Annotated in this window: 21 protein-coding genes and 1 tRNA gene; 13 read left to right on the forward strand and 9 right to left on the reverse strand. The window is 71.0% G+C overall.

Annotated elements, in window-relative coordinates:
• Nucleotides 1–40: 40 nt before the first annotated feature.
• Nucleotides 41–1,654 carry a beta-N-acetylhexosaminidase gene (locus tag ACFWU3_RS18745; protein WP_384438366.1) on the reverse strand — a complete coding sequence of 538 codons (1,614 nt, stop codon included), beginning with the start codon at nt 1,652–1,654 and terminating at the stop codon, nt 41–43.
• 138 nt (nt 1,655–1,792) lie between these two features.
• Here ACFWU3_RS18745 and ACFWU3_RS18750 point away from each other — a divergent pair, with 138 nt between their 5' ends.
• The 3 genes from ACFWU3_RS18750 to glmS all read left to right on the forward strand — a co-directional run bounded on the left by ACFWU3_RS18750 (nt 1,793) and on the right by glmS (nt 4,872).
• A complete protein-coding gene (locus tag ACFWU3_RS18750; protein WP_384438595.1) occupies nt 1,793–2,662 on the forward strand; it encodes a DUF4429 domain-containing protein in 870 nt (289 codons plus the stop codon).
• A 66-nt stretch (nt 2,663–2,728) separates the two neighbouring features.
• Nucleotides 2,729–3,016 carry a hypothetical protein gene (locus ACFWU3_RS18755; RefSeq protein ID WP_313946196.1) on the forward strand — a complete coding sequence of 96 codons (288 nt, stop codon included), beginning with the start codon at nt 2,729–2,731 and terminating at the stop codon, nt 3,014–3,016.
• Nucleotides 3,017–3,054: 38 nt separating this feature from the next.
• Nucleotides 3,055–4,872, forward strand: coding sequence for a glutamine--fructose-6-phosphate transaminase (isomerizing) (gene glmS, locus ACFWU3_RS18760; protein WP_384438369.1), 1,818 nt, complete (start codon nt 3,055–3,057; stop codon nt 4,870–4,872).
• Between the two features lie 119 nt (nt 4,873–4,991).
• Here glmS and ACFWU3_RS18765 read toward each other — a convergent pair whose 3' ends face one another.
• Together ACFWU3_RS18765 and ACFWU3_RS18770 are read right to left on the reverse strand one after the other, a co-directional pair.
• Complete coding sequence (locus ACFWU3_RS18765) at nt 4,992–5,576, reverse strand: acetate uptake transporter (protein WP_384438372.1); 585 nt, start codon at nt 5,574–5,576, stop codon at nt 4,992–4,994.
• 159 nt (nt 5,577–5,735) lie between these two features.
• Entirely contained in the window at nt 5,736–6,257 is a 522-nt protein-coding gene (locus ACFWU3_RS18770) for a universal stress protein (protein WP_313949001.1), read from the reverse strand.
• A 378-nt stretch (nt 6,258–6,635) separates the two neighbouring features.
• On the opposite strand from ACFWU3_RS18770, the gene ACFWU3_RS18775 reads away from it, so the two are divergent.
• From ACFWU3_RS18775 to ACFWU3_RS18790, 4 genes are all read left to right on the forward strand, one after another.
• Nucleotides 6,636–6,965: a hypothetical protein gene (locus tag ACFWU3_RS18775; protein WP_384438375.1), complete on the forward strand. Its 330-nt coding sequence runs from the start codon at nt 6,636–6,638 to the stop codon at nt 6,963–6,965.
• 386 nt (nt 6,966–7,351) lie between these two features.
• Entirely contained in the window at nt 7,352–8,560 is a 1,209-nt protein-coding gene (locus ACFWU3_RS18780) for a GlxA family transcriptional regulator (protein WP_384438378.1), read from the forward strand.
• A gap of 10 nt (nt 8,561–8,570) precedes the next feature.
• Complete coding sequence (orn, locus tag ACFWU3_RS18785) at nt 8,571–9,173, forward strand: oligoribonuclease (protein WP_384438381.1); 603 nt, start codon at nt 8,571–8,573, stop codon at nt 9,171–9,173.
• A gap of 111 nt (nt 9,174–9,284) precedes the next feature.
• Nucleotides 9,285–9,357: transfer RNA gene (locus tag ACFWU3_RS18790), tRNA-His, on the forward strand.
• 85 nt (nt 9,358–9,442) lie between these two features.
• On the opposite strand, the gene ACFWU3_RS18795 is transcribed toward ACFWU3_RS18790, so the two are convergent.
• Nucleotides 9,443–10,480, reverse strand: coding sequence for a LacI family DNA-binding transcriptional regulator (locus tag ACFWU3_RS18795; protein ID WP_384438384.1), 1,038 nt, complete (start codon nt 10,478–10,480; stop codon nt 9,443–9,445).
• Between the two features lie 238 nt (nt 10,481–10,718).
• On the opposite strand from ACFWU3_RS18795, the gene ACFWU3_RS18800 reads away from it, so the two are divergent.
• From ACFWU3_RS18800 to ACFWU3_RS18820, 5 genes are all read left to right on the forward strand, one after another.
• Nucleotides 10,719–12,029, forward strand: a complete 1,311-nt coding sequence (locus tag ACFWU3_RS18800; protein WP_313946189.1) for an ABC transporter substrate-binding protein — start codon at nt 10,719–10,721, stop codon at nt 12,027–12,029.
• 5 nt (nt 12,030–12,034) lie between these two features.
• Nucleotides 12,035–13,039: a carbohydrate ABC transporter permease gene (locus ACFWU3_RS18805; protein WP_384438388.1), complete on the forward strand. Its 1,005-nt coding sequence runs from the start codon at nt 12,035–12,037 to the stop codon at nt 13,037–13,039.
• Between the two features lie 10 nt (nt 13,040–13,049).
• Nucleotides 13,050–13,904: a carbohydrate ABC transporter permease gene (locus ACFWU3_RS18810; RefSeq protein ID WP_384438391.1), complete on the forward strand. Its 855-nt coding sequence runs from the start codon at nt 13,050–13,052 to the stop codon at nt 13,902–13,904.
• 97 nt (nt 13,905–14,001) lie between these two features.
• A complete protein-coding gene (locus tag ACFWU3_RS18815) occupies nt 14,002–15,411 on the forward strand; it encodes a GH1 family beta-glucosidase (protein WP_384438394.1) in 1,410 nt (469 codons plus the stop codon).
• A gap of 112 nt (nt 15,412–15,523) precedes the next feature.
• Entirely contained in the window at nt 15,524–16,933 is a 1,410-nt protein-coding gene (locus tag ACFWU3_RS18820) for a S41 family peptidase (protein ID WP_384438397.1), read from the forward strand.
• A 78-nt stretch (nt 16,934–17,011) separates the two neighbouring features.
• On the opposite strand, the gene ACFWU3_RS18825 is transcribed toward ACFWU3_RS18820, so the two are convergent.
• From ACFWU3_RS18825 to ACFWU3_RS18835, 3 genes are all read right to left on the reverse strand, one after another.
• On the reverse strand, nt 17,012–18,496 hold the full coding sequence (locus ACFWU3_RS18825; protein ID WP_384438399.1) for a cellulose binding domain-containing protein: 1,485 nt from the start codon (nt 18,494–18,496) through the stop codon (nt 17,012–17,014).
• Nucleotides 18,497–18,627: 131 nt separating this feature from the next.
• Nucleotides 18,628–20,055 (reverse strand): ATP-binding protein, encoded by a 1,428-nt coding sequence (locus ACFWU3_RS18830; protein ID WP_384438402.1) that lies wholly within the window; start codon nt 20,053–20,055, stop codon nt 18,628–18,630.
• Nucleotides 20,052–20,753 (reverse strand): response regulator transcription factor, encoded by a 702-nt coding sequence (locus ACFWU3_RS18835; protein WP_327683973.1) that lies wholly within the window; start codon nt 20,751–20,753, stop codon nt 20,052–20,054. Before ACFWU3_RS18835 ends, ACFWU3_RS18830 begins: the two co-directional genes overlap by 4 nt.
• A 121-nt stretch (nt 20,754–20,874) precedes the next feature.
• On the opposite strand from ACFWU3_RS18835, the gene ACFWU3_RS18840 reads away from it, so the two are divergent.
• On the forward strand, nt 20,875–21,414 hold the full coding sequence (locus tag ACFWU3_RS18840; RefSeq protein WP_384438405.1) for a hypothetical protein: 540 nt from the start codon (nt 20,875–20,877) through the stop codon (nt 21,412–21,414).
• Between the two features lie 104 nt (nt 21,415–21,518).
• On the opposite strand, the gene ACFWU3_RS18845 is transcribed toward ACFWU3_RS18840, so the two are convergent.
• Both ACFWU3_RS18845 and ACFWU3_RS18850 read right to left on the reverse strand, forming a co-directional pair.
• Nucleotides 21,519–22,394, reverse strand: coding sequence for a spermidine synthase (locus tag ACFWU3_RS18845; RefSeq protein ID WP_384438408.1), 876 nt, complete (start codon nt 22,392–22,394; stop codon nt 21,519–21,521).
• Between the two features lie 87 nt (nt 22,395–22,481).
• Complete coding sequence (locus tag ACFWU3_RS18850; protein WP_384438598.1) at nt 22,482–22,937, reverse strand: hypothetical protein; 456 nt, start codon at nt 22,935–22,937, stop codon at nt 22,482–22,484.
• Between the last annotated feature and the right edge of the window lie 237 nt (nt 22,938–23,174).

The raw sequence follows: 23,174 nt of genomic DNA on the forward strand, positions 1-23,174 counted from the left end.
CCCCCGGGGACCCCCCCCACACCGGCGCCCGTCCTTCTTCTCAGCCTCCCGTCGGCCAGGGCACCTGCGGCGAGCGGTAGTAGTCGATCCCCAGGGCCGTGAACCTCGGCCCCTGCGCCGCGAGGCGCACCTTGTACGTCTCCCAGTCGTGCGTGGACGCCGGTGACCAGCCGAGTTCGGCGACGCCGGGCAGCCGGGGGAACGCCATGTACTCGAGGTGGTCGCTGGTGGACAGCGTCTCCGTCCACAGCGGCGCCTCGACGCCGAGCAGCGCCTGCTGCGGCACTCCGTCCAGGTACGTCGCCGGGTCCCAGTCGTAGGAGCGCCGGACCTCCACCAGTCCCGCCCAGGCCAGGCCGAGCGGTGTGTCCTTGGTGTACTTCATGTCGAGGTAGACCCGGTCCGCGGGCGACAGGATCAGCCGGGTGCCGTTCTTCGCCGCGTCCGCGACCTGCTTGCGTTCGGCGGCGCCCGTCGCGTCGTAGCCCCAGTACTGCGCCACGGCCCCGGCGACCGGCTTCGCCCCGGTCAGCTGGTGCCAGCCGACCACGGTCTTGCCGTACTTCCCGACCACCGCCTGGGCCTTGTCCATGAACCTCACATAGTCCGCGTGGCTCGTGGAGTGCGCCTCGTCACCGCCGATGTGGAGATAGCGGCCGGGGGTGAGCGCGGCCAGCTCGCGCACCACGTCGTCCACGAAGTCGTACGTCACCGCCTTCGGCGCGCACAGCGAGCTGAAGCCGACGGCCGTGCCGGTGTAGAGCGGGGGCGCGACGCCGTCGCAGTTGAGCTCGGCGTACGAGGCGAGCGCGGAGTTCGTGTGCCCGGGCATGTCGATCTCGGGGACGACCTCCAGGTGGCGGGAGGCGGCGTACGCGACGATCTCGCGGTACTGCGCCTTCGTGTAGTACCCGCCCGGCCCGCCGCCGACCTGGGTGGATCCGCCGTAGGTGGCGAGGCGGGGCCAGGAGTCGATGGCGATGCGCCAGCCCTGGTCGTCCGAGAGGTGCAGATGCAGCTTGTTGATCTTGTAGAGCGCCATCCGGTCGATGTAGAGCTTGACCTGGTCGACGGTGAAGAAGTGCCGGGCGACGTCGAGCATCGCGCCCCGGTAGGCGAACCGCGGGGTGTCGGTGACGGTGCCGCCGGCGACCTGCCAGGGGCCGCGCTGGCGGGTGTCCTTCTCCACGGCGGCCGGCAGGAGCTGACGCAGCGTCTGGACGGCGTGGAAGAGTCCCGCGGGCCTGCGGGCGGTCAGGGTGATCCCGCCGCGCGCGGACTCCAGCCGGTAGCCCTCGTCGCCGAGCGCCCGCTCCGAGGCGCGCAGCCGCAGCCGGATGCCGCCGGGGAGGTCGTCGCGGGTGACGGGCAGCGCGTAGCCGGTGGACGGCCGCAGCAGCCCCGCGAGGTAGTCCCCGATCCGGCGCGCGTCACGGGAGCCGTCGACACGGATGCGGGTGAGGGGGGTGAGCGTGTACGGCGACCCCGCGGGCCGCACCGACGCGGGCGCGGGGACGATCTGGCCGAGCGGCCGGGCGTCGGGCGCGTGGCCGGCGGGGGCCGGTGCGGGACGGGCGCCGATGCAGCCGAGGCCGGCCGCGCCGACGAGGAGCAGTGCACCGAGCAGACGGGGGAACGTTCCGGGCAGTCTCACGGGCTGGATCCCTTCTCCGGGCGTCGCAACTGTGGTGCCGCACCTCAACTGCACCGAGGTGTAGACCACTTACTACCCGTCAAGGCGGTGACTCCACCCCGCACCGCCCCGGCCGGATGGAACAATCCGCATATGAGCATGGCGGAAATCATCCAGAAGGACGGCACCTGGACCTTCGACGGGGACACGGTGCGGATCGTGCCCGGCTCCGACAAGAGCGTGAGCCTGCTGCGCAAGACCCTCGGGGAGATCGCCGTACCGCTGGAGGCGCTCGCCGGGATCTCCTTCGAACCGGGCAAGAAGTCCGGCCGGCTGCGGCTGAGGCTGCGGGACGGGGCGGACCCGCTGCTCCAGATCACCGGCGGCAAGCTGGACGACGGCTCCGACCCCTACCGGCTGACCGTGGAGAGCCACCGCGGCGGCGTCGCCGAGTACTTCGTGGACGAGGTGCGCAACGCCCTGCTCCTGGACCAGGTCGCCTCCGGACCGGTGGAGCGGTATCTGATGGCCGGCCCCGCGTTGCCGATCACCGTCGGCGCCGGCGACGGCACCGCCACCTTCGACGGCGATGCGGTCCGCCTCGCGTGGAACTGGAAGACGGAGGAGTCGAAGTCCTCCGGCGGTACCCGGACCATCCCGCTGGACGACATCGAGGCGGTGGAGTGGCTGCCGTCCGCCGGACTGGAGAACGGCTACCTCCGCTTCTCCGTGGCGAAGGCGCCGACCAAGGCCCCGCCGAAGTACGACCCGCACGCCGTCGAGCTCTGGGGCTTCCGCAAGGACCCGCTGATGGCCCTGGTCGCCGCGGCCGTGGTGGCGCGGCTGCCGCACCCCTACGCCCCCGCGCCCGCCCGTCCGGCGCTCGTGGGGGCCGTCCCCGCTCCCGGCGGCGACGATCACGACGCACTGCTGAGGAGACTGCGCGAGCTGGCCGATCTGCATCAGGCCGGGATACTGACGGATGACGAGTTCACGACCGCCAAACAGGCCGTTCTGAAGCGTCTGTAACGCGCCCCTGCCCGGAATCGGGCAGGATTCTTGCAATAACGGGGAGCGACCCCCCAATATCTACGGGTGCTCGAACCTCGCCAGCCCGGCCGTCTGTCCCACGACGACCTCATCGACCACCTGGTGCGCAGCACCGCGCTCCAGCGCGGTGAAGCGGCCCGGGTGATCCTCGACGTGCTGGCGTACTTCGACGAGAAGACGGAGGAGTTCGTCCGCCGGCGCCACCGTGAGCTGCAGTCGGGTGGCATGGCGAACACGGAGATCTTCGAGCGGATCGCGGCCGAGCTGCCGCACCGCGCCGTGGCGCCGCCGGAGCTCTCGCTCCGCCAGCTGCGCCGCATCGTCTATGGCTGACCGCCGGGCACACGGATCTATGGAGGGGCAAGAAGTCTATGTGCGGAATTGTCGGATACATCGGCAAGCGTGATGTGGCACCGCTGCTGCTGGAAGGCCTGCAGCGGCTGGAGTACCGGGGTTACGACTCCGCGGGCATCGTGATCACGAGCCCCAAGGCGACCGGTCTGAAGATGGTCAAGGCCAAGGGCCGGGTCCGCGACCTGGAGGCCCGCGTCCCCAAGCGCTTCGCCGGCACCACCGGCATCGCCCACACCCGCTGGGCGACCCACGGCGCGCCCAGCGACATCAACTCGCACCCGCACCTGGACCCCGAGAACAAGGTCGCGGTCGTCCACAACGGCATCGTCGACAACGCCGCCGAGCTGCGCGCGAAGCTGGAGGCGGACGGCGTCGTCTTCGCCTCCGAGACCGACACCGAGGTGCTCACCCACCTCATCGCCCGCTCCCAGGCCGAGACCCTGGAGGAGAAGGTCCGCGAGGCGCTCAAGGTCGTCGAGGGCACGTACGGCATCGCCGTCATGCACGCCGACTTCAACGACCGCATCGTGGTGGCCCGCAACGGCTCCCCGGTCGTCCTCGGCATCGGCGAGAAGGAGATGTTCGTCGCCTCGGACGTCGCCGCGCTGATCTCGCACACCCGCCAGATCGTCACCCTCGACGACGGCGAGATGGCCACGCTCAAGGCCGACGACTTCCGCACGTACACGACTTCGGGCACGCGCACCACCGCCACCCCGGAGACCGTCGAGTGGGAGGCCGCCTCCTACGACATGGGCGGCCACGACACGTACATGCACAAGGAGATCTCGGAGCAGTCCGACGCGGTGGACCGCGTCCTGCGCGGCCGCATCGACGAGAAGTTCTCCACCGTGCACCTCGGCGGGCTGAACCTGGACGCCCGCGAGGCCCGCGGCATCCGCCGGGTGAAGATCCTCGGCTGTGGCACTTCGTACCACGCGGGCATGATCGGCGCCTCGCTGATCGAGGGCCTCGCCCGGATCCCCGCGGACGCCGAGCCGGCCTCCGAGTTCCGCTACCGCAACCCGGTCGTGGACCCCGACACCCTCTACATCGCCGTCTCCCAGTCCGGTGAGACGTACGACGTGCTGGCCGCCGTGCAGGAGCTCAAGCGCAAGGGCGCCCGCGTCCTCGGCGTGGTCAACGTGGTGGGCTCCGCGATCGCCCGCGAGGCCGACGGCGGCGTGTACGTGCACGCGGGCCCCGAGGTCTGCGTCGTCTCCACCAAGTGCTTCACCAACACCGTGGTCGCCTTCGGTCTGCTCGCCCTGCACCTGGGCCGTATCCGCGACCTGTCCGTCTCCGAGGGCAAGCGGATCATCGAGGGCCTGCGCAGGCTGCCCGAGCAGATCACCGAGATCCTGGAGGGCGAGGCGGAGATCAAGAAGCTCGCCGAGGAGTACGCGGGCGCCCAGTCGATGATGTTCATCGGCCGGGTGCGCGGCTACCCGGTGGCGCTCGAGGCCTCGCTGAAGCTCAAGGAGATCTCCTACATCCACGCCGAGGCCTATCCGGCTTCCGAGCTCAAGCACGGCCCGCTGGCGCTCATCGAGCCCGCGCTGCCGACGGTCGCGATCGTCCCCGACGACGAGCTGCTGGAGAAGAACCGCGCGGCCCTGGAGGAGATCAAGGCCCGCAGCGGCAGGATCCTCGCCGTGGCCCACCGCGAGCAGGAGAAGGCCGACCACACGATCATCGTGCCGAAGAACGAGAACGAGCTGGACCCGATCCTGATGGGCATCCCGCTCCAGCTCTTCGCGTACCACACGGCGCTGGCCATGGGCCGGGACATCGACAAGCCGCGCAACCTGGCGAAGTCCGTCACGGTCGAGTAGTCGGGCCGTCGGGACCGGCCCGGCCGGCCCCGGAAACAGGCGGTCCCCCCGCGCACTCACTGCGCGGGGGGACCGCTCTTTCGTCAGCCGGCGCTGCCCTGACGCCGGCCTGCGCGGCCTCAGCCGGTGGCCGTCACTCCCCGGCCGGCAGCGCGTCCCGAGAAGGCCGGCCACTTGGCGAGCGCGGCCGTCGCGCCGTACCAGGCCGCGAGGCCCGCCACCGCGCCGACCCAGCCGCCCGCCTTGGCGAGCCCTCCGTTCTCGGCGAACGCCGCGATGCCGAGGAGCAGCAGCGAGACCGTGAGCAGCCCGTAGACACCCTGCACGAAGAGTCCGCTCCCCGCGGACGCGACGGTGAGGGTCAGCGCCAACAGCGCCCACAGCAGCAGGAACAGGCCCGCCGCCTCCGCCGACACCTCGGTGCCGACGCCGGTGCCCCAGGTGAACCAGAAGGCGCCGAGCCCGGCGAACGCGGTGCCGGTACCGGCGCTGCCCGCGCGGAACTCCAGCAGTCCGGCGATGAAGAGGGCGACGCCCCCCACCCAGGTCGCGACGGCCGAGGCGTCGGCCGCCGTCACGTTGTCGATCACGCCTGTGTGGCCGACGCCGAAGGCCAACAGGGTGAGTCCGAGGGCGAGATGACCGAGAGTCGAGGTCGAGGTCGAGGAGGTGGCAGTGCTTCCCGCGGGAACGACGTTGTCCACGGCGGGCTCCCTTCGTGTCCATGTGCAGTTGTGCTGCTACCCAGCCATCGAGAGATACCCTTCACAAGCGCACAATCCACCTCTACGCACGGGTAGTTTCCGTACAGGCAGGGCGAATTGACCTGGCGTCAGCGGCAAAGGGAGGGCGCGGGGCGGGCGTTACGGGATGACGATGACGGGGCGCTGCGCACGCCGCGCGAGCCGTCCGGCCACCGAGCCGAAGATGCGGCCGACGATCCCGTGGGTGGAACCGACGACGATGGCGTCGGCCGAGTACTCCCGGCCGACCTCCTCCAGTTCATGACAGATGTCGCCGCCGCGCTCGACGAGGATCCACGGGACCTCGGTGAGATAGTCGGCGCACGCCAGCTCCAGACCGAGGACCTCGGTGCGGTGATCGGGGACGTCCACGAAGACCGGGGGCTCGCAGCCGGCCCAGACGGTGGTCGGCAGCCGGTTCGCCACATGGACGATGATCAGCCCGGAGCCGGAGCGCCGGGCCATGCCGATCGCATAGGCGAGCGCGCGCTCACTGGAGGTCGATCCGTCGAAGCCGACGACGACTCCGTGCCGGAAGGCCGGATCGCAGGCATGGCGTGACTGTTCCGCCGCTTGCAGGTCCGACGAGGGGTCGGCTACCTGCTTGCGGTCCGCGGGTTCGGGGATTTCGTGACCGGCCATCGGTGTCTCGGCGAAGAAGGTCCTCATCGGGAGGGAACGACATGGCGACGGAGCTGTGTCCGGGAATCATCTTCCCTGGCCCATACCCCCAAGGGTACGGCGACACTCCTCTCCTGCCCAGGCCCTGCCGCCCCAATCGGGCGTTCCAGGGAGCATGCCCGAGGCCGCCCCGTATGGCAATGCCGCTTGGCGTCTACAGCCGTCTGGACGGGCCTGTGTGGCCGGGGAGGGGAACCGCGCCCGCCGCCGGGGTCCGCGGGCCGGACCCGGGACGGGGCTCGCCGCCCGGCCGGCGGCCGGGCACCGGGTGCCGCAGTGACCGGAATGGTTCGTTCCTCGTTGGCATCGCGGTCACCCCGCAGCCTCGAGGGAGCTTCCGTGTCCGCACGACCGTCCGCCCCGTCCGCCCGCGCTCCGCACCCCTCGTCCGAGTCGGCGAGCGACGTGATCCGCTGGGCCGCGTTCAGCTGCTTTCTGGTCCCCGTCGTCCTCGTCGTCTACGGAACGTCCGTCGGCGGGGCCGCCGCGGCCGCCCTCGGCCTCGCCGCCGTCACCGCGGCCTGCCGGATCCTTCTGCGGCACTCCGAGCGGACCGCGGCCCGGGCCCGCGTCGAGAGCCCGGCGCCGGCGACCTCGCGGCGCGGCCGGCCGGCCGCGGGGGCGCACCGGGGCGCTCGTCACAGCGGAGGTTGTGCGACCGAAGACTGACCCGTTCGCACGCTCACACCCGTATGATTTCAGCCAACTTCACGTCAGTGGCCCCTCCTTGGGGAAATGGCCTGCCAACCCCCTTGCCACCAGGCAAGAAAGGACCATTCGCGGCGCTTGCACCCTACGGGGACGGGCCATGCGCGTGAGGCGCACTTCCCTGGGCGGCCGTCGAGTGGAACGCTTCGTGATCGAATGCTTCGCGCCAAGTTGCCATGTCGACATAGCGGGGCATGCCGAACTTGTCACGTCGGCGCCACGGGACACAGTAGATTCGATCATGAGTATCGAAGGCTCGGGACTCGTGCAAAACCGAGGGGAAACGTGCAGGAGCGAAAGGCCCGAAAAGAACGGGGAGACGCGAACACCGAGGGGGGCTTAGCGTCATGAGTCAGGACTCCGCCGCGCCGGAGGCAGCACGAAAGCTCTCCGGGCGCCGGCGCCGGGAGGTCGTCGCGGTACTGCTGTTCAGCGGCGGCCCCATCTTTGAGAGTTCCATCCCGCTCTCGGTGTTCGGAATTGACCGTCAGGACGCCGGAGTTCCTCGCTATCGACTGCTCGTCTGCGCAGGCGAGGAAGGCCCGCTGCGGACCACCGGCGGGCTCGAACTGACCGCACCGTACGGCTTGGAAGCCATCGGCAGAGCAGGAACCGTCGTCGTACCGGCCTGGCGGTCGATCACCTCACCGCCACCGCCGGAAGCGCTCGACGCGCTGCGGCGCGCGCATGAGGAGGGAGCCCGCATCGTCGGACTGTGCACCGGTGCGTTCGTCCTGGCCGCGGCCGGTCTGCTCGACGGCCGTCCGGCGACCACGCACTGGATGTACGCGCCGACGCTGGCGAAACGGTATCCGTCCGTCCATGTGGATCCGCGCGAGCTCTTCGTCGACGACGGCGATGTGCTCACCTCCGCGGGCACGGCGGCCGGAATCGATCTCTGCCTCCACATCGTGCGCACCGACCACGGCACCGAGGCGGCCGGAGCACTGGCCCGCCGGCTGGTGGTGCCACCACGGCGCAGCGGCGGGCAGGAACGCTATCTGGACAGGTCTTTACCTGAGGAAATCGGGTCGGACCCGCTGGCCGAGGTCGTCTCGTGGGCGCTGGAGCATCTCCATGAGCAGTTCGACGTGGAGACACTGGCGGCCCGGGCGTACATGAGCAGGCGCACGTTCGACCGGCGATTCCGTTCACTGACCGGCAGCGCGCCGCTGCAGTGGCTGATCACCCAGCGGGTGCTCCAGGCACAGCGGCTACTGGAGACGTCCGACTACTCGGTCGACGAGGTGGCGGGCCGCTGCGGCTTCCGCTCCCCCGTCGCACTGCGCGGCCACTTCCGGCGGCAGCTGGGTTCGTCCCCGGCCGCGTACCGGGCCGCCTACCGGGTGCGCCGGCCGCAGAGCGAGCCCTCTCCACCGCCGTCGATGGTGGAGTCGGTCGTCCCTGCCCAGGCCAGGCGTGCGGCGGCGGCCACGGGACCCTCCGGTCCCAGCGCCACCTCGCCCGCGCCGCCGGAGCTGGGCAAGCCGCCGTCGGAGGCGTACGCGGGGGGCCACGGCCGCCCGAGCCTGCCCGGCCAGCGGAGCGCGCCATAAGGTAGGACGCATGAACGATCGCATGGTGTGGATCGACTGCGAGATGACCGGGCTCTCGTTGACGGACGACGCACTCATCGAGGTGGCCGCACTGGTCACCGACTCGGAACTGAACGTGCTCGGCGACGGGGTGGACATCGTGATCCGCCCGCCGGACGCTGCGCTGGAGACGATGCCCGAGGTGGTGCGCCAGATGCACACCGCCTCGGGTCTCCTCGACGAGCTCGCGGGCGGCACCACGCTCGCAGACGCCGAGGAGCAGGTCCTGGCGTACGTCCGGGGGCATGTGAAGGAGCCCGGCAAGGCCCCTCTGTGCGGCAACTCGGTCGGTACGGACCGCGGCTTCCTGCTGCGCGACATGCCGACGGTGGAGAAGTACCTGCACTACCGGATCATCGATGTGTCCTCGGTCAAGGAGCTGGCGCGCCGCTGGTACCCGAGGGCGTACTTCAACAGTCCGGAGAAGAACGGCAACCACCGGGCACTGGCCGACATCCGCGAATCCATCGCGGAGCTGCGCTACTACCGGGAGGCGGTCTTCGTGCCGCAGCCCGGACCGGACTCCGACACGGCGAAGACGATCGCCGCGAAGTACGTCCTGCCTGCGGAGTAGAAGGGATCGCGAGCCCCGGGTGAGCGCCGCCACACGGCGCAACAACCCGGGCGCGAGCACCCTGCCGGACCCTGTACACTTTTTCTCGGCCGGTCGGAAAGACCGGTCGTGGTGGGTATAGCTCAGATGGTAGAGCACCTGGTTGTGGTCCAGGATGTCGCGGGTTCGAGTCCCGTTACTCACCCTTCTCGATCAAGGCCCCGGTCCTCGGACCGGGGCCTTGATCGTTTCCGGCGGCGGCCGGGGCCCCGGCCCCCGCCGGACCGCGGCTACGACGAGTCGCGCACGATCAGCTCCGTGGGGAGCACGACCTGCGGACACCGGCCCGTCCGACCGGTGATCTCCTGGAGCAGCAGCTCCGCCATCGTGCGGCCCATCTCCTCGATCGGCTGGCGCACGCTGGTCAGCGGCGGGTCCATGTGACGCGCCACCGCCGAGTCGTCGAAGCCCACCAGCGCCACGTCGTCCGGAACCCGGCGGCCCGCCTCCCGCAGCACCTGACGGGCGCCCGCCGCCATCACGTCGGAGGCCGCGAAGACCGCGTCCAGATCGGGGCAGCGCCGCAGCAGCTCCGCCATGGCGCGGCGGCCGCCCTCCTCGGTGAAGTCGGCCGGCGCCGTCAGCCCCGGGTCCGGCGCCAGACCCGCCTCCTCCAGCGCCGCGCGGTAGCCCGCCTGGCGGCACTGGGCTCCGTACACGTCCAGGCGTCCGGTGATCGTCGCGATCCGGCGGCGGCCGCGGCCGGCCAGATGCGTCACGGCGGTGTGGGCGCCCCCGAAGTTGTCGCTGTCCACCGCGACCAGCGTCTCGTCGGCCGACCGCCGGCCGCTGATCACGGCCGGCATCGAGAGCTGCTCCAGCATGTCGGGGATCGGGTCGTCGGCGTGCACGGAGACCAGCAGGACGCCGTCGACCCGGTGGGCGGCCAGATACTGCGCGAGCCTCCTGCGCTCACGGTCACCGGCGGCGAGCGTCAGCAGCAGCTGCATCTCGGTCTCGGCGAGCGCCGCCCCCACCCCGCGCACCATGTCGGAGAAGTACGGCTCGGCGAAGAAACGGGCCTCGGGCTCCGGCACGACCAGGGCGATGGAGTCGGTGCGGTTGGCGGCCAGGGCGCGGGCCGCACGGTTGGGCACATAGCCCAGTTCGGCGACGGCGGCCTCGACGGCGGCCCGGGTGGTCTCGCTGACCCGGGGCGAACCGTTGATCACCCGGGAGACCGTGCCCCGCCCCACTCCGGCGCGAGCCGCGACCTCTTCGAGCGTCGGCCGGCCGGTGCCCCGCCCGCCGTTCCGCGTACGGATCATCCGAGACACCATGTCCGCCTCCCCAGGGCTGCCTGGTCCGAAAACATAACGGGTCGGGTGTCTTGACACCCCCTCAGGGAGCCGCGACCCTTCAACACATCACGCATGGGAGCGCTCCCACCGTACCGGACTCATACACAACCCGCACCTTCCCCGCCCGGGCCGCTCGGCATCAACGGGACTGCTTCGCAGGCTGGTTGACCGGCGGGTCGGCGCGTCAGGGCACAAGGAGGACGCAATGCGCAGGGCAGTCATCCTCGCGGTCGTCGCCGCGCTCGGGGCCGGTCTGTTGGCCGGCTGTGCCGAGGACAGCGACGATCCCGCCGGCAGCTCGTCCGACGACGGCGGTGGGGGCAAGGGCAGGACGACTCTGACGGTCGGGGTCTTCGGGGCCTTCGGTCTCAAGGAGGCCGGGCTCTACGACGAGTACATGAAGCTCAACAAGAACATCGTCATCAAGCAGACCTCGATCGAGCGCAACGAGAACTACTACCCGCAGTTGCTCACCCACCTCGGCAGCGGCAGCGGACTGGCCGACATCCAGGCGGTCGAGGTCAACAACATCGCCGAGATCACCGCGACGCAGTCCGGCAAGCTGGTCGACCTGGGCAAGGCGGCGGGCGTGCAGAAGGACGCCTTCCTGCCCTGGAAGTGGGAGCAGGCGACCAAGGACGGCAAGACGATCGCCCTCGGCACCGACATAGGCCCGCAGGGCATCTGCTACCGCAAGGACCTCTTCGCCAAGGCCGGACTGCCCAGCGACCGTGAGGCGGTCGGCAAGTTGTGGGCGGGCGACTGGAACAAGTACCTGGCCGCGGGCAAGCAGTTCAAGGCCAAGGCACCCAAGGGCACCTCCTTCGTCGACTCCGCCTCCGGGGTGATGGCGGCGATCACCGGCAGCAACGAGAACCGCTTCTACGACAAGGACGGCAAGATCGTCTACAAGACGAACCCGGCCGTGAAGGAGGCCTGGGACATCGCGGCGGAGTTCGCCTCCGCGGGGCTGACCGGCAAACTCCAGCAGTTCACCCCCGCCTGGGACCAGGGCTACGCCAACGGCACTTTCGCGACCGTGTCCTGCCCGGCCTGGATGCTCGGCTACATCCAGGACAAGGCGGGAGCCGCGGGCAAGGACAAGTGGGACGTGGCCGCGGCGCCCAAGCCCAGCAACTGGGGCGGCTCCTTCCTCACCGTCCCCTCGGCCGGCAAGAACACCGAGGAGGCCGCCAAGCTCGCGGCCTGGCTGACCGCACCGGCCCAGCAGGCGAAGCTGTTCGCCAAGCGCGGCAGCTTCCCGAGCGCCCAGGCGGCGTACTCCCTGCCGGAGGTCGCGGGCGCCAAGCACGCCTACTTCGGCAACGCGCCCATCGGGCAGATCTTCTCCAAGGCCGCCGAGGGTGTGCCGGTCCAGATCCTGGGGCCGAAGGACCTGATCATCGCGCAGAACCTGGCCGACATCGGCATGCTCCAGGTCGACCAGAAGGGCCGTTCCTCGCAAGCGGGATGGGACGCGGCCGTCAAGGCGATCGACAACGCGCTGGACCAGTGACCGGTATGGCAAGTGACGCACCGGCCGCCGCGCCCTCCCTGGGGGAGGAGGGCGCGGCTCTGCGCCCGCCCGAAAAGGCGGGGCACGACGAGCGACGGCGGGCCAGACGCAGCCGCCGCTACCGGCAGGACGTGCGGTGGAGCCCGTACGCCTTCGTCGCGCCGTTCTTCCTGTTCTTCCTGGCCTTCGGGCTCTTCCCGCTCCTCTACACCGGCTGGGCCTCGCTGCACCGGGTGGAGCTGACGGCGCCCACCGACATGGAATGGGTGGGGCTGCGGAACTTCTCGCGGCTGCTGGAGGACGAGTTCTTCTGGAACGCGCTCCAGAACACCGTCACGATCGGGCTGATCTCCACGGTGCCGCAGCTGCTGATCGCGCTCGGCATCGCCCATCTGCTCAACTACCGGCTGCGCGGCTCGATGTTCTTCCGGGTGGCGGCGCTGACGCCGTACGCGACCTCGGTCGCCGCGGCCACCCTCGTCTTCGTGCTGCTCTTCGGGCGCGACTACGGAATGATCAACTGGGCGCTGGGGATGGTGGGTTTCGACCACGTCGACTGGCAGAACGGCCGGTGGACCTCCCAGCTCGCCGTGTCCACCATCGTGATCTGGCGCTGGACCGGGTACAACGCGCTGATCTATCTGGCCGCGATGCAGGCCATACCGAACGACCTGTACGAGTCGGCGGCACTGGACGGGGCCTCGCGCTGGCAGCAGTTCCTGCATGTCACGGTCCCCTCGCTGCGGCCGACGATCCTGTTCACCTGTGTGGTCTCGACGATCGGCGCGACACAGCTGTTCGGCGAGCCGCTGCTGTTCAACGGCGGTGCGGGCGCGACCGGCGGCGCCGACCACCAGTTCCAGACCCTCGGCCTGTATCTGTACGAGCAGGGCTGGGTGAACCTGCATCTGGGCCGGGCCTCGGCGATCGCCTGGGCGATGTTCCTGATCCTGTTGGTGATCGGCGCGGTGAACTGGCTGCTCGCCCGGCGTCTGAGCAAGAGTGCGTAGGGGGACGGCCATGACGAAACCGCTGAGCGCCAAGCGTGCCGGACGCCAGTTCCACGGCGGCCGGATCACTCATGCCGTCCTGATCGTCTTCACCATCGGCTCGCTGTTCCCGCTGGTGTGGACGGCGGTGGCGGCCTCCAGGAACAACTCCCGTCTCGCGCAGACTCCCCCGCCCTTCTGGTTCGGCGGCAATCTCTTCAAGAACCTGGAGATCGCCTGGACCGACGCCAACATGGGCGCGGCGCTGCTCAACACCACCATCGTCGCGGGCTCGATCGCCGCGGGGACGGTGCTCTTCTCCACCCTCGCCGGCTTCGCCTTCGCCAAGCTGCGGTTCCGGTTCAAGAACCTCCTGCTGCTGCTGGTGATCGGCACGATGATGGTGCCGCCGCAGCTCAGCGTCGTACCGCTGTACATGCTCATCGCCGAGCTGTCCTGGACCGACCAGTTGCAGTCCGTCATCCTGCCCACGCTGGTGAGCGCCTTCGGGGTGTTCTTCATGCGCCAGTACCTCGTCGAGGCGCTGCCCACCGAGCTGATCGAGGCGGCCCGGGTGGACGGTGCCAACAGCTGGCGCGTGGTGTGGCACATCGTCTTCCCGGCGGCGCGGCCGGCGATGGCGGTGCTGGGGATGCTGACCTTCGTGATGGCCTGGAACGACTTCTTCTGGCCGATCATCGCGCTGACCCAGAACGGCAGTCCGACCGTGCAGGTCGCCCTGACCGGGCTCGGCCGCGGCTACATCCCCGACCAGTCGGTGATCATGGCGGGCGCGCTGCTCGGCACTCTGCCGCTGCTCATCGCCTTCGTCGTCTTCGGCAGGCACATCGTCGGCGGCATCATGCAGGGCGCCGTCAAGGGCTGAAGCGTCGTGGGCCGAACGTCAAGGGCCGAACCCGGGGCAGAGCCCCGTCCGCTCCCCTGTGTCCTCTCGTTCCTACATCCATGTTGGGAGCTCATCCATGTCCGTCAGCTTTCCGCCCGGATTCCTGTGGGGCACCGCGACCGCCGCGTACCAGATCGAGGGCGCGGTGCGTGAGGGCGGCCGTACCGCGTCGATCTGGGACACCTTCAGTCACACCCCGGGCAGGACCGAGAACGGGGACACCGGCGACATCGCCACCGACCACTTCCACCGCCGTGCCGAGGACGTGCGGCTGATGGCGGACCTGGGGGTGGGCGCCTATCGCTTCTCGGTCTCCTGGCCGCGTGTGCAGCCCACCGGCCGCGGCCCCGCCGTCCAGCAGGGCCTCGACTTCTACCGCGGTCTCGTCGACGATCTGCTCGACCACGGCATCCGCCCGGTGCTCACGCTCTACCACTGGGACCTTCCCCAGGAGCTGGAGTCCGCGGGCGGCTGGCCCGAGCGGGAGACGGCGTACCGGTTCGCCGATTACGCCGGGATCGTGGCCGGGGCGCTCGGCGACCGGGTGGACCTGTGGACCACCCTCAACGAGCCCTGGTGCAGCGCCTTTCTGGGCTACGGCTCCGGTGTGCACGCCCCCGGCCGCACCGATCCGGTGGCAGCCCTGCGGGCCGCGCACCATCTCAACCTGGGCCACGGTCTCGCCGTCCAGGCGCTGCGCGCCGCTCTGCCCGCCGAGGCGCAGCTCTCCATCAGCCTCAATCCGAGCGTCGTCCGGCCGCTCAGCCAGAGCCCCGGGGACCTGGACGCGGCGCGACGTATCGACGCGCTGGCGAACCGGGTGTTCGCCGATCCGCTGCTCCGGGGCTCCTACCCGGAGGATCTTCTCGCGGACACGGCACGGCTCACCGACTGGTCCTTCGTCCACGACGGCGACACGACGGCGATCCGGCAGCCGCTGGACTGGCTGGGGCTGAACTACTACGCCCCGGCGCTGGTGTCGGCCACCGAGGGCGGGACCGCCGAGCGCAACGACGGCCACGGCGCGAGCGAGCACTCCCCCTGGCCGGGCGCGGATGGCGTCGCCTTCCACCAACCGCCCGGCGAGCGCACCGAGATGGGCTGGTCGATCGACCCGACGGGTCTCTACGACCTGCTGATGACCTATGCGCACAAGGCGTCGGGCGTGCCGCTGATGATCACCGAGAACGGGGCCGCCTGCGACGACAAGCCGGCCGCCGACGGCACGGTCCACGACCCCGAGCGCATCGCCTATCTGCACGGCCATCTCGCGGCGGTGCACCGGGCGATCGCCGACGGAGCCGATGTGCGCGGCTACTTCCTCTGGTCCCTGCTGGACAACTTCGAGTGGTCCTACGGGTACAGCAAGCGCTTCGGAGCGGTGTACGTGGACTACGAGACCCAGGTCCGTACGCCCAAGTCGAGCGCTCGCTGGTACGCGGAGGTGGCACGGACGGGGGCGCTGCCGGGTGCGTCCCCGGCCTGACCGTCCGGGGGTTGTCCCCACCCCCGAGTGACCTGTGGGCGCCATGTCCCCGGCCGGGCTGTCCGGCCGAGGATGGGCCGAAGAGATCAACGGTCCACGGGGAAGGCACGACATGCGGTTCGGAATTGGTTCGGGAGCACGGCGCAGGACCGTGGTGGCAGCCGCGTTGCTGGCTGTCACCGCGGGCACGGCCCTGCCCCTCACGCAGGCCGGGGCATCGCCGGGCGGGACACCGAGCGGGATCTGGCAGGTCGACGGGTACGGCGCCGTCCTCTCCCTGGACGGCGGCCGGCTCCAGGAGTACCAGGTCACCGCTGTCAGCTGTATCAAGGGCGCCTCAGCCGCGCGGACCGGCGGCGGACACGGCACCGCCCGGTATCTGAGCCCGGAGGGCGATGTCCTCACCGTGCGGCCCCAGGGGCGGCCGGGGCGGTCATGGCTGCACATCGACGGCTCGCCCGGTGACCGCGGGCTGCGCCGCGTCGGCGCGCTGCCCGCCGCCTGCCGGACGGCGCCGCCGACCGGGCCGGTCGCCGCCTTCGACGTCCTGTGGCAGAGCTTCGAGGAGAACTACCCCTTCTTCGCCGCCAAGGGAGTCGACTGGGACGCCGTGCGCGAGCGCTACCGTCCGCGGGTCCACGCGGGGACGACGGACTCCGAACTCTTCGCCCTCTTCCGCGAGATGCTCGCTCCGCTGCACGACGCCCATGTCGGGCTGTCGTCGGGTGACACCCGCTGGGGCAGCGTCCGTCCGGGTACGGTCATGCCCGGCGAGGAACTGGACGCCAAGGTCGTCGCACACATCGAGGAGCACGATCTCGGGGGCGCGAAGCTGCGCAGGTACGCCGGCGGCAGGATCGGCTACGCGGAACTCCCCGGGAATCGCGGATACGTGAGGATCTCGGGCTTCGCCGGCTACAGCGAGACGAACGACTTCGCGGCCAACAGCGCGGCACTGGACAGCGCGCTCGACGCCGTGCTCACCCCCGCGCACACGGCACGGCTGCGCGGGCTGATCATCGATCTGCGGATCAACGGCGGCGGCTCCGACGCCCTCGGGCTCCAGCTCGCCGGGAGACTGACCGACCGGCCCTACTACGCCTATGCGAAGCGGGCGCGGAACGACCCCGCCGACCCGGCGCGGTTCACCCGCCCCCAGCCGCAGTACGTGCAGCCGGCGGCCGCACCCCGCTACACGGGGCCGGTCGCGGTCCTGACGGGTGGGTCGACGGTCAGCGCCGGTGAGACGTTCACCCAGGCGCTGATGGGCCGCCCGGGCACGACGGTCCGGATCGGGCAGCCCACCCAGGGCGTGTTCTCCGACGTGCTCCGCCGCACGCTCCCGAACGGTATGACGGTCCTGCTGCCCAACGAGGAGTTCCTGACCCGCACCGGGCAGACCTTCGACGGCGCCGGCATCCCGCCGCATCTGACCGAACCGGTCTTCACCGACGAGGAGTTCGCGAAGGGACGCGACTCCGCCTTCGACCGCGCCATCGCCGTCCTCGGCCACCGGGACTGACCCTCCGGCCCCTGGGGAAAGGCGCGTCCCGGCCGGGTGGGGGGAAGTCCGGCCGGGACGCGGGTGGGGGCGGAGCGGCTACTTGTAGGCGGCGAACGCCTTCGTGAAGGCCAGCGGCTGCTGGAGGATCGAGCTACAGGTCGCGTCGGCGGCCGGCTTCTCGCCGCCGGGGCACTGCTTGTCCCGGGTCGAGGACCACATCGACAGCCAGCCCATGTCCTTGGACGTGGCGAACTCCACCAGCTGCGTGGCGTCCTCGACCGTGAAGATCTCGGTCACGACGTCGTTGACACCGATCATCGGGGTGACGGCGACGGCCTTCCAGGCAGCCGCTTCGGAGAGCCCGAGGACGCCCTTGATCTGGGCCTGGGTGGCGGTGGCCGCCTGGATCGCGTAGTCACCCATGTCGTCGCTGAAGGCCGGCCCGTAGTCCATCGCCATGATGTTGACCGCGGAGACCTTCACCCCGTTCTTCTTGGCGTCGGCGACCAGGTCCACGCCCGGCTGGGTCAGTCCGGTGGGCATCACCGGCAGCGTGAAGGAGACGTCCAGGCCGGGGTGCGCTTTCTGGAGCTGCGCGATCGCCTGCGAGCGGCGGGTGTTGGCCGCGGTGTCCGGCAGCGCGGCGCCTTCGATGTCGAAGTCGACCTTGGTCAGCTTGTAGGTGTCGATCACCTTGCCGTACGCCTTCGCGAGCTCGTCGGCCGAGGAGCAGTTCAGGCCCAGTTCGGAGCCCGCGGCGCCGCCGAAGGAGACGCGGACGTCACCGCCCTCGGCGCGCAGGGCGCCTATCTGGTTGGCGACAGCGTTGTCGCCGAGCCCGGTGACGCCGCCCCACAGCGGGGCGCAGCTGCCGCCCGAGGTGATGAAGGCGAGGTTGAACTCCTTGACGCCCGTCTTGGTGACCGTGTCGAGCATGTCGTACGACGGGAACAGCGAGGTGTCGATGTACGGGGCGTAGCCCGCGGCCGCCTTGGTGCCGTTGCCGGGGGTCTCACTCGGCGTCGGGGTGGGCGTGGCCGTCTTGGTGGGGGTGGGCGTCGCCGGCTTGCTGGCCGTGGCCGTCGGGGTGGGCTTCGGCTGCTCGGTGGGCCGGCCGGTGGGCTGCGGGGTGGCGCCGGTGTCGAGGGAACACGTGGCCTCGTTGATGAGACAGGACGTGGGGTCGGCGGCCGTGGAGGTACCGCTCGCGGAGGTGACGAAGCCGACGGTCACCGAGGCGCCGGGCGCGAGCTCCTTGTTCCAGCTCGTGGGCTTCACGGTGACGTGCTGCCCCTTGACCGTGTGCTCCCCGTTCCACAGGGAACTGATCGTGGTCCCGGCCGGGAGGTCGAACTCGAGCGTCCAGCCCGACTGGGCCTTCCCGGTGGCGTTGGTGACGACGTACTGGCCGGTGTAACCGCCGGTCCAGGAGCTGGTCTTGGTGTACGCGGCGCCGACGGCGGCGGCCTGGGCCGTGCCCGTCAGAGCGAACGCGGCGCCGCCGGCGACCGTGGCCGCGACGAGCGCGCCGACTGCCTTGGTCCTGCCGCTCGCCGTGCGCCGGTGCGTACTACTGCCCATTGCGTGCCTGCCTCTGTCTTACGGAAGTGGGGGGTGTGGCAGCACGCTAGCGATACCGGAACGGACAAATGACCGGTTCAGGGCGGGGTTCGACCTTCTTATGGCGCCGTTAAGGACGGCATCGGAACCGATTAATGGTCGGGGCCGCCGACCCGGGAGTGGGAGCGGGAAAAGCCCCTCCTGCGCCGCCGTTCGGTGCCGCGGTGGCCCCTGCGGCGCTCGCCCTGGGCGCCCTGGCGGGGGCCGAGGCCGAGCCACAGCCGTACCTCCGTGCCGCCGAGCACCGAACTGCCTATCCGCACGTCCCCGCCCGTCGACTCGGCGACCCTGCGCACGATGTCGAGGCCCAGACCCGTCGAGCCGTCCCGGCCACCGCTGTTGCCGCGGGCCATCGCGGCCTCCGGATCGGTGATGCCCGCACCGGCGTCGGAGACGAGCACGATGACGGCGTCGTCGCCGTTGTGCACGTCCACGGAGAACGCGGTGCCCTCGGGGGTGTGACGGAAGACGTTGCCGAGCAACGCGTCGAGGGCGGCGGCCAGTTCGGGACGGGCGACCGGGATGCGTACGGGACGGTCGACGCCCGCGACCCGCACCTTGCGGCCCTCGTCCTCCGCCAGCGCGGACCAGAAGTCCATGCGCTCGCGGACGACCTCGGAGGCGTCGCAGCCGGCTCCCGGGCCGTTGGCCACGGTCTGCGGCTTGGCCTCACGCGCGGTGCGGATGATCGTGTCGACCTCCCGCTCCAGCTGCTCGACGGCGGTCCTGGTCTGCTCGGCCGCCGGGCCCTCGCCCAGCGAAGCCGCGTTGAGGCGCAGCACGGTCAGCGGGGTGCGCAGCCGGTGCGAGAGGTCGGCCGCCAGCTCCCGCTCGTTGGCGAGGAGCTGGACGACCTGGTCGGCCATGGCGTTGAACGCGATCGCGGCCGACCGCAGTTCGGTCGGCCCCTCCTCGGGGACCCTCGCCCCCAGCCTGCCCTCGCCGAGGTCGTGGGCCGCGCCCGCGAGCCGCTGCGCGGGCGTCACCATCCGGCTGCCGAGGCGGTCGGCGACCGCGACCGAGCCGATGATCAGGGCGATGCCGACGCCACCGAGGACCAGCCAGGCGGTGCCGACGCCGTTGGAGACCTCGCCCTCGGGCACGAACACCTCGACGACCGCGATCTGGCCGGTGCCGATGGCGGTGGGTTGCAGCAGGGCGGAGCCGCCGCGGACTTCGGTGATGGAGGCGCGGCCGAGGCGCTGGGTGGTGGCGAGGTCGGCCGTCGCGGCCCGGCGGATGCCGATGTCGACGGGCACGCTGCCGGGTTCACCGGAGGCCGGGACGTGCACGGCCATCCGGCCGGCCGCTCCGGCCTGGGTCGACATCACGGCCCGCTCCAGCGGGTCACGCTCGGCGGTGATGGAGAGGGTGGGGCCGATGGCGGCGGCCTGGCGCTCGGCGTTGGAGAAGGCGCGGTCGCTGGCCATCTCCTTGATGACGAGCCCGAGCGGTACGGCGAAGGCCACCACGACCATCGCCGTGACCGCCAGCGAGACCTTGACGAGTGCCCATCTCATCTCATCTGTCCGTTCGGCGGTTCCAGCTTCACTCCGACTCCCCGCAGTGTGTGGAGATAGCGGGGCCGTGCCGCGGTCTCACCGAGCTTGCGCCGCAGCCAGCTCAGATGGACGTCGATGGTCTGGTCGTCGCCGTAGCTCTGCTGCCAGACCTCGGCGAGGAGTTCCTTGCGCGGGACGACGACTCCGGGGCGGCCGGCCAGGAAGGCCAGCAGGTCGAACTCCCGGCGGGTCAGATCCAGTGCGGCGCCGTCCAGCTCGGCCTGGCGGCGCAGCGGGTCGATGGACAGACCGCCGACCTGGATGACGCGCGAGGGCGGTACGTCCCCGGCGGCGACCCGCGAGCGGCGCAGGACGGCGGCCATCCGCGCGGACAGGTGCTCCACCGAGAAGGGCTTGATGAGGTAGTCGTCGGCGCCGTCGTTGAGCAGCCGGACGATCTCGGTCTCGTCGTCCCGAGCGGTCGCGATGATCACCGGCACGTCGGTGATGCCCCGCAGCATCTTCAGCGCCTCCGCCCCGTCCAGGTCGGGCAGACCGAGATCGAGAATGACCACGTCGAAGCGGAAATGGGCCACCTCGCGCAGCGCCTCCAGGGCCGTGCCGACGCTCCGTACGGTGTGGGAGGCCTCGGTCAAGTGCCGGATGAGGGCGGAGCGCACGAACTGGTCGTCCTCGACCACGAGCACACTTGCCATGGGCGGCACCGTACGCCATACGGAGTACCGCGGTCGCCATCCGGAGCAGGTCGCTGACGATCCGGAACGGCTCGGTCCTCTCCGGGACACGGGTGGGGCGCGTGGTGCAGTATGGGCAACGATGCGTAGAGGACTGGTACATGCCATGGCGTGGTCGCTGTCCACCGGGGCGGCGGTCACACTGTCGTGGTGGGGCGTCCACACGGTGATGTCCGGGACCGCGTACGACCGCCCGCGCGCACTGCCGATCAGCGCGGACACCGCGACCACGCAGGGCTCGAGGCCGCAGGCCTCGCCGACGCAGGAGCCGCCCTCACGGCCGGCGAGCCCGAGCCCGTCGAAGGAGCGGAAGCGGAGCCCGTCGACCACGCCCTCGGCGGGAAAGTCCGACAAGTCCGAAGCACCCCCGTCCGCTTCACCGCCGCAGCAGTCCGCCCCGGGAAGCGTGAAGGGCTACACGGTCGACGGCGGCCGGGTCGTGTTCGACATCCGCGACACGTACGCGGAGCTGGCGTCGGCGACGCCCGACACGGGCTGGCAGATGCAGGTGTGGAAGCAACCGGAGTGGATCCGGGTGACGTTCACCAAGGACGGGCGGGAGTCGTCGGTGTTCTGCACCTGGAACGGCCATCCGCCGATGGTGCAGTTCGACAAGCGCTGAGTGCGGCGCGGCGGTCGCGGTGGCTGCCGCGGACGTGGGTCGCCGTGCCCGGCTCGGCGCGGGTCGCGCCGCCACGCACCGCGGTCGGCTGCGGTCGGCCGCGGTCAGCGGAAGACGGCGGGTGGAGGCGCCGGTGAGGGCTTCGCGCTCGCGTCGGTGACCGCGGCCGCGCCCCCCGTGAAGTCCACGAGTTCCTTGCCGTGCTCGACCCGGCCGGGATGCGGGTCGCTCGCGACGCGGCGGGTGAACTCGGCGACGGGCAGCGGGACGTCCGAGGCCAGCAGCACGGCGTTGCCGAACCGGCGGCCGCGGAAGACCGTGGGGTCGGCGGCGAGCGCCAGTTCCGGGAACAGACCCGCGGCGGTGGCGACTTGGGCGCGCAGATGCGCGAGGGGCGGACCGTCGGCCAGATTCGCCGCGTAGTGCCCGCCGGGACGCAGGACACGGCGGACATCGGCGAGGAACTCCGTACTGGTCAGATGCGCGGGGGTGCGGGCGCCGCCGAACACATCCGCGATGACGAGATCCGCCCAGCCGTCCGGCACCTTGGCGAGCCCGGCGCGGGCGTCGCCGGACCGTACGCGTATACGGGCGCCCGGGTCCAACGGCAGATGCGAGCGCACCAGTTGGACCAGCGGTCCGTCGAGCTCCACCACCTGCTGCGTCGACCGGGGGCGGGTCGCCGCGACATAGCGGGCGAGCGTGAAGGCCCCGCCGCCGAGGTGGACGACCTGAAGAGGCCGGCCCGGGGGCGCCACGAGATCGACGACATGGCCGAGGCGGCGCTGGTACTCGAAGGACAGGTGCGCCGGATCGTCGAGGTCGACATGCGACTGGGGCGCACCGTCGATGAGCAGCGCCCAGGCACGCGGACGCTCGCGGTCGGGTATCAGCTCCGCGAGTCCGCCGTCGACCTGCGCGACGACGGGCTCGGGGCTGCCGGCACCGCCACCGCCCTTGTTCCGCCTGCTCTTCGCCATCCCTCCATTATCGGGCCCGGTGGGAGGGCGGCGCCTGCGGTGCGGTGGCGTGGGGGTGTGCCGGGGCGGAGGCTTCCGCGGGGGCGGCTACCGGCGGCTGTCCGCCGCTTCGATCAGCCGGGCCGCCTCGCCCAGCGCCTCGCGCAGCACCGCCGGGTCCGTGACCTCGTCCGCGTCACCCGGCGGCAGCAGCCAGCCGCTGCCGCGCACCGGAGGTTCGGCGGGGATCCGCAGTCCCCGGCCGGCCGTCTGCGTGCACGCGCTGCCCGGCATGTCCCAGCCGTCGGCCGTGCCCGGCGGAACCAGAAACCCGAGGGTGTCGCACTCACCGTCGTGGAGCACCGGTCCGACGGCAGGTGCGGCGGCGCGGCGCAGGATGTCGACCGCCTCCAGGCCCTGGCGCGCCGGGACCGTCACGAGGTCACAGCCGCCGTCCGGGCCGTCGCCACCCGGTGGGGCGCTGCCGTCCGGGCTGGGCAGGTGCCGAGCCGTCGTCGCAGATGTCGCAGGCGCCCGGACGCCGCCGTTGGCGCTGGTCTCCATGCCGACCTCCAACAAGGGGATCGCCTCCTCGCTCGAGTGGAAGCACATACCGAGCCTCCATGGAGTTCAACGCCCGTACGCGTCAAGGGCTACGGCGGCACGCCGCCGCAAAGGGTGGCACTTCATGGCAGATCGAGGGTGAGTTATCCCTTTTGTAGGCAAACCCTGCGTGTGCGGGTCGTCACAGCAGGTACGTTCTTGCTCCGCCGGAACACGGCTGCACCAAGAGAGGGCTCG

Source organism: Streptomyces sp. NPDC058685 (assembly GCF_042714725.1).
Classification (GTDB): Bacteria; Actinomycetota; Actinomycetes; order Streptomycetales; family Streptomycetaceae; genus Streptomyces.

Bases quoted from the DNA above. Each gene is read 5' to 3' on its own strand.
- ACFWU3_RS18805 (WP_384438388.1), top strand. From the start codon at position 12,035: ATGGCAAGTGACGCACCGGCCGCCGCGCCCTCCCTGGGGGAGGAGGGC.
- ACFWU3_RS18820 (WP_384438397.1), top strand. From the start codon at position 15,524: ATGCGGTTCGGAATTGGTTCGGGAGCACGGCGCAGGACCGTGGTGGCA.
- ACFWU3_RS18800 (WP_313946189.1), top strand. From the start codon at position 10,719: ATGCGCAGGGCAGTCATCCTCGCGGTCGTCGCCGCGCTCGGGGCCGGT.
- ACFWU3_RS18795 (WP_384438384.1), bottom strand. From the start codon at position 10,480: ATGATCCGTACGCGGAACGGCGGGCGGGGCACCGGCCGGCCGACGCTC.
- ACFWU3_RS18770 (WP_313949001.1), bottom strand. From the start codon at position 6,257: ATGGCCGGTCACGAAATCCCCGAACCCGCGGACCGCAAGCAGGTAGCC.
- ACFWU3_RS18815 (WP_384438394.1), top strand. From the start codon at position 14,002: ATGTCCGTCAGCTTTCCGCCCGGATTCCTGTGGGGCACCGCGACCGCC.
- ACFWU3_RS18810 (WP_384438391.1), top strand. From the start codon at position 13,050: ATGACGAAACCGCTGAGCGCCAAGCGTGCCGGACGCCAGTTCCACGGC.
- ACFWU3_RS18825 (WP_384438399.1), bottom strand. From the start codon at position 18,496: ATGGGCAGTAGTACGCACCGGCGCACGGCGAGCGGCAGGACCAAGGCA.
- orn (WP_384438381.1), top strand. From the start codon at position 8,571: ATGAACGATCGCATGGTGTGGATCGACTGCGAGATGACCGGGCTCTCG.
- ACFWU3_RS18830 (WP_384438402.1), bottom strand. From the start codon at position 20,055: ATGAGATGGGCACTCGTCAAGGTCTCGCTGGCGGTCACGGCGATGGTC.
- ACFWU3_RS18840 (WP_384438405.1), top strand. From the start codon at position 20,875: ATGCGTAGAGGACTGGTACATGCCATGGCGTGGTCGCTGTCCACCGGG.
- ACFWU3_RS18835 (WP_327683973.1), bottom strand. From the start codon at position 20,753: ATGGCAAGTGTGCTCGTGGTCGAGGACGACCAGTTCGTGCGCTCCGCC.
- glmS (WP_384438369.1), top strand. From the start codon at position 3,055: ATGTGCGGAATTGTCGGATACATCGGCAAGCGTGATGTGGCACCGCTG.
- ACFWU3_RS18845 (WP_384438408.1), bottom strand. From the start codon at position 22,394: ATGGCGAAGAGCAGGCGGAACAAGGGCGGTGGCGGTGCCGGCAGCCCC.
- ACFWU3_RS18780 (WP_384438378.1), top strand. From the start codon at position 7,352: ATGAGTCAGGACTCCGCCGCGCCGGAGGCAGCACGAAAGCTCTCCGGG.
- ACFWU3_RS18750 (WP_384438595.1), top strand. From the start codon at position 1,793: ATGGCGGAAATCATCCAGAAGGACGGCACCTGGACCTTCGACGGGGAC.
- ACFWU3_RS18850 (WP_384438598.1), bottom strand. From the start codon at position 22,937: ATGGAGACCAGCGCCAACGGCGGCGTCCGGGCGCCTGCGACATCTGCG.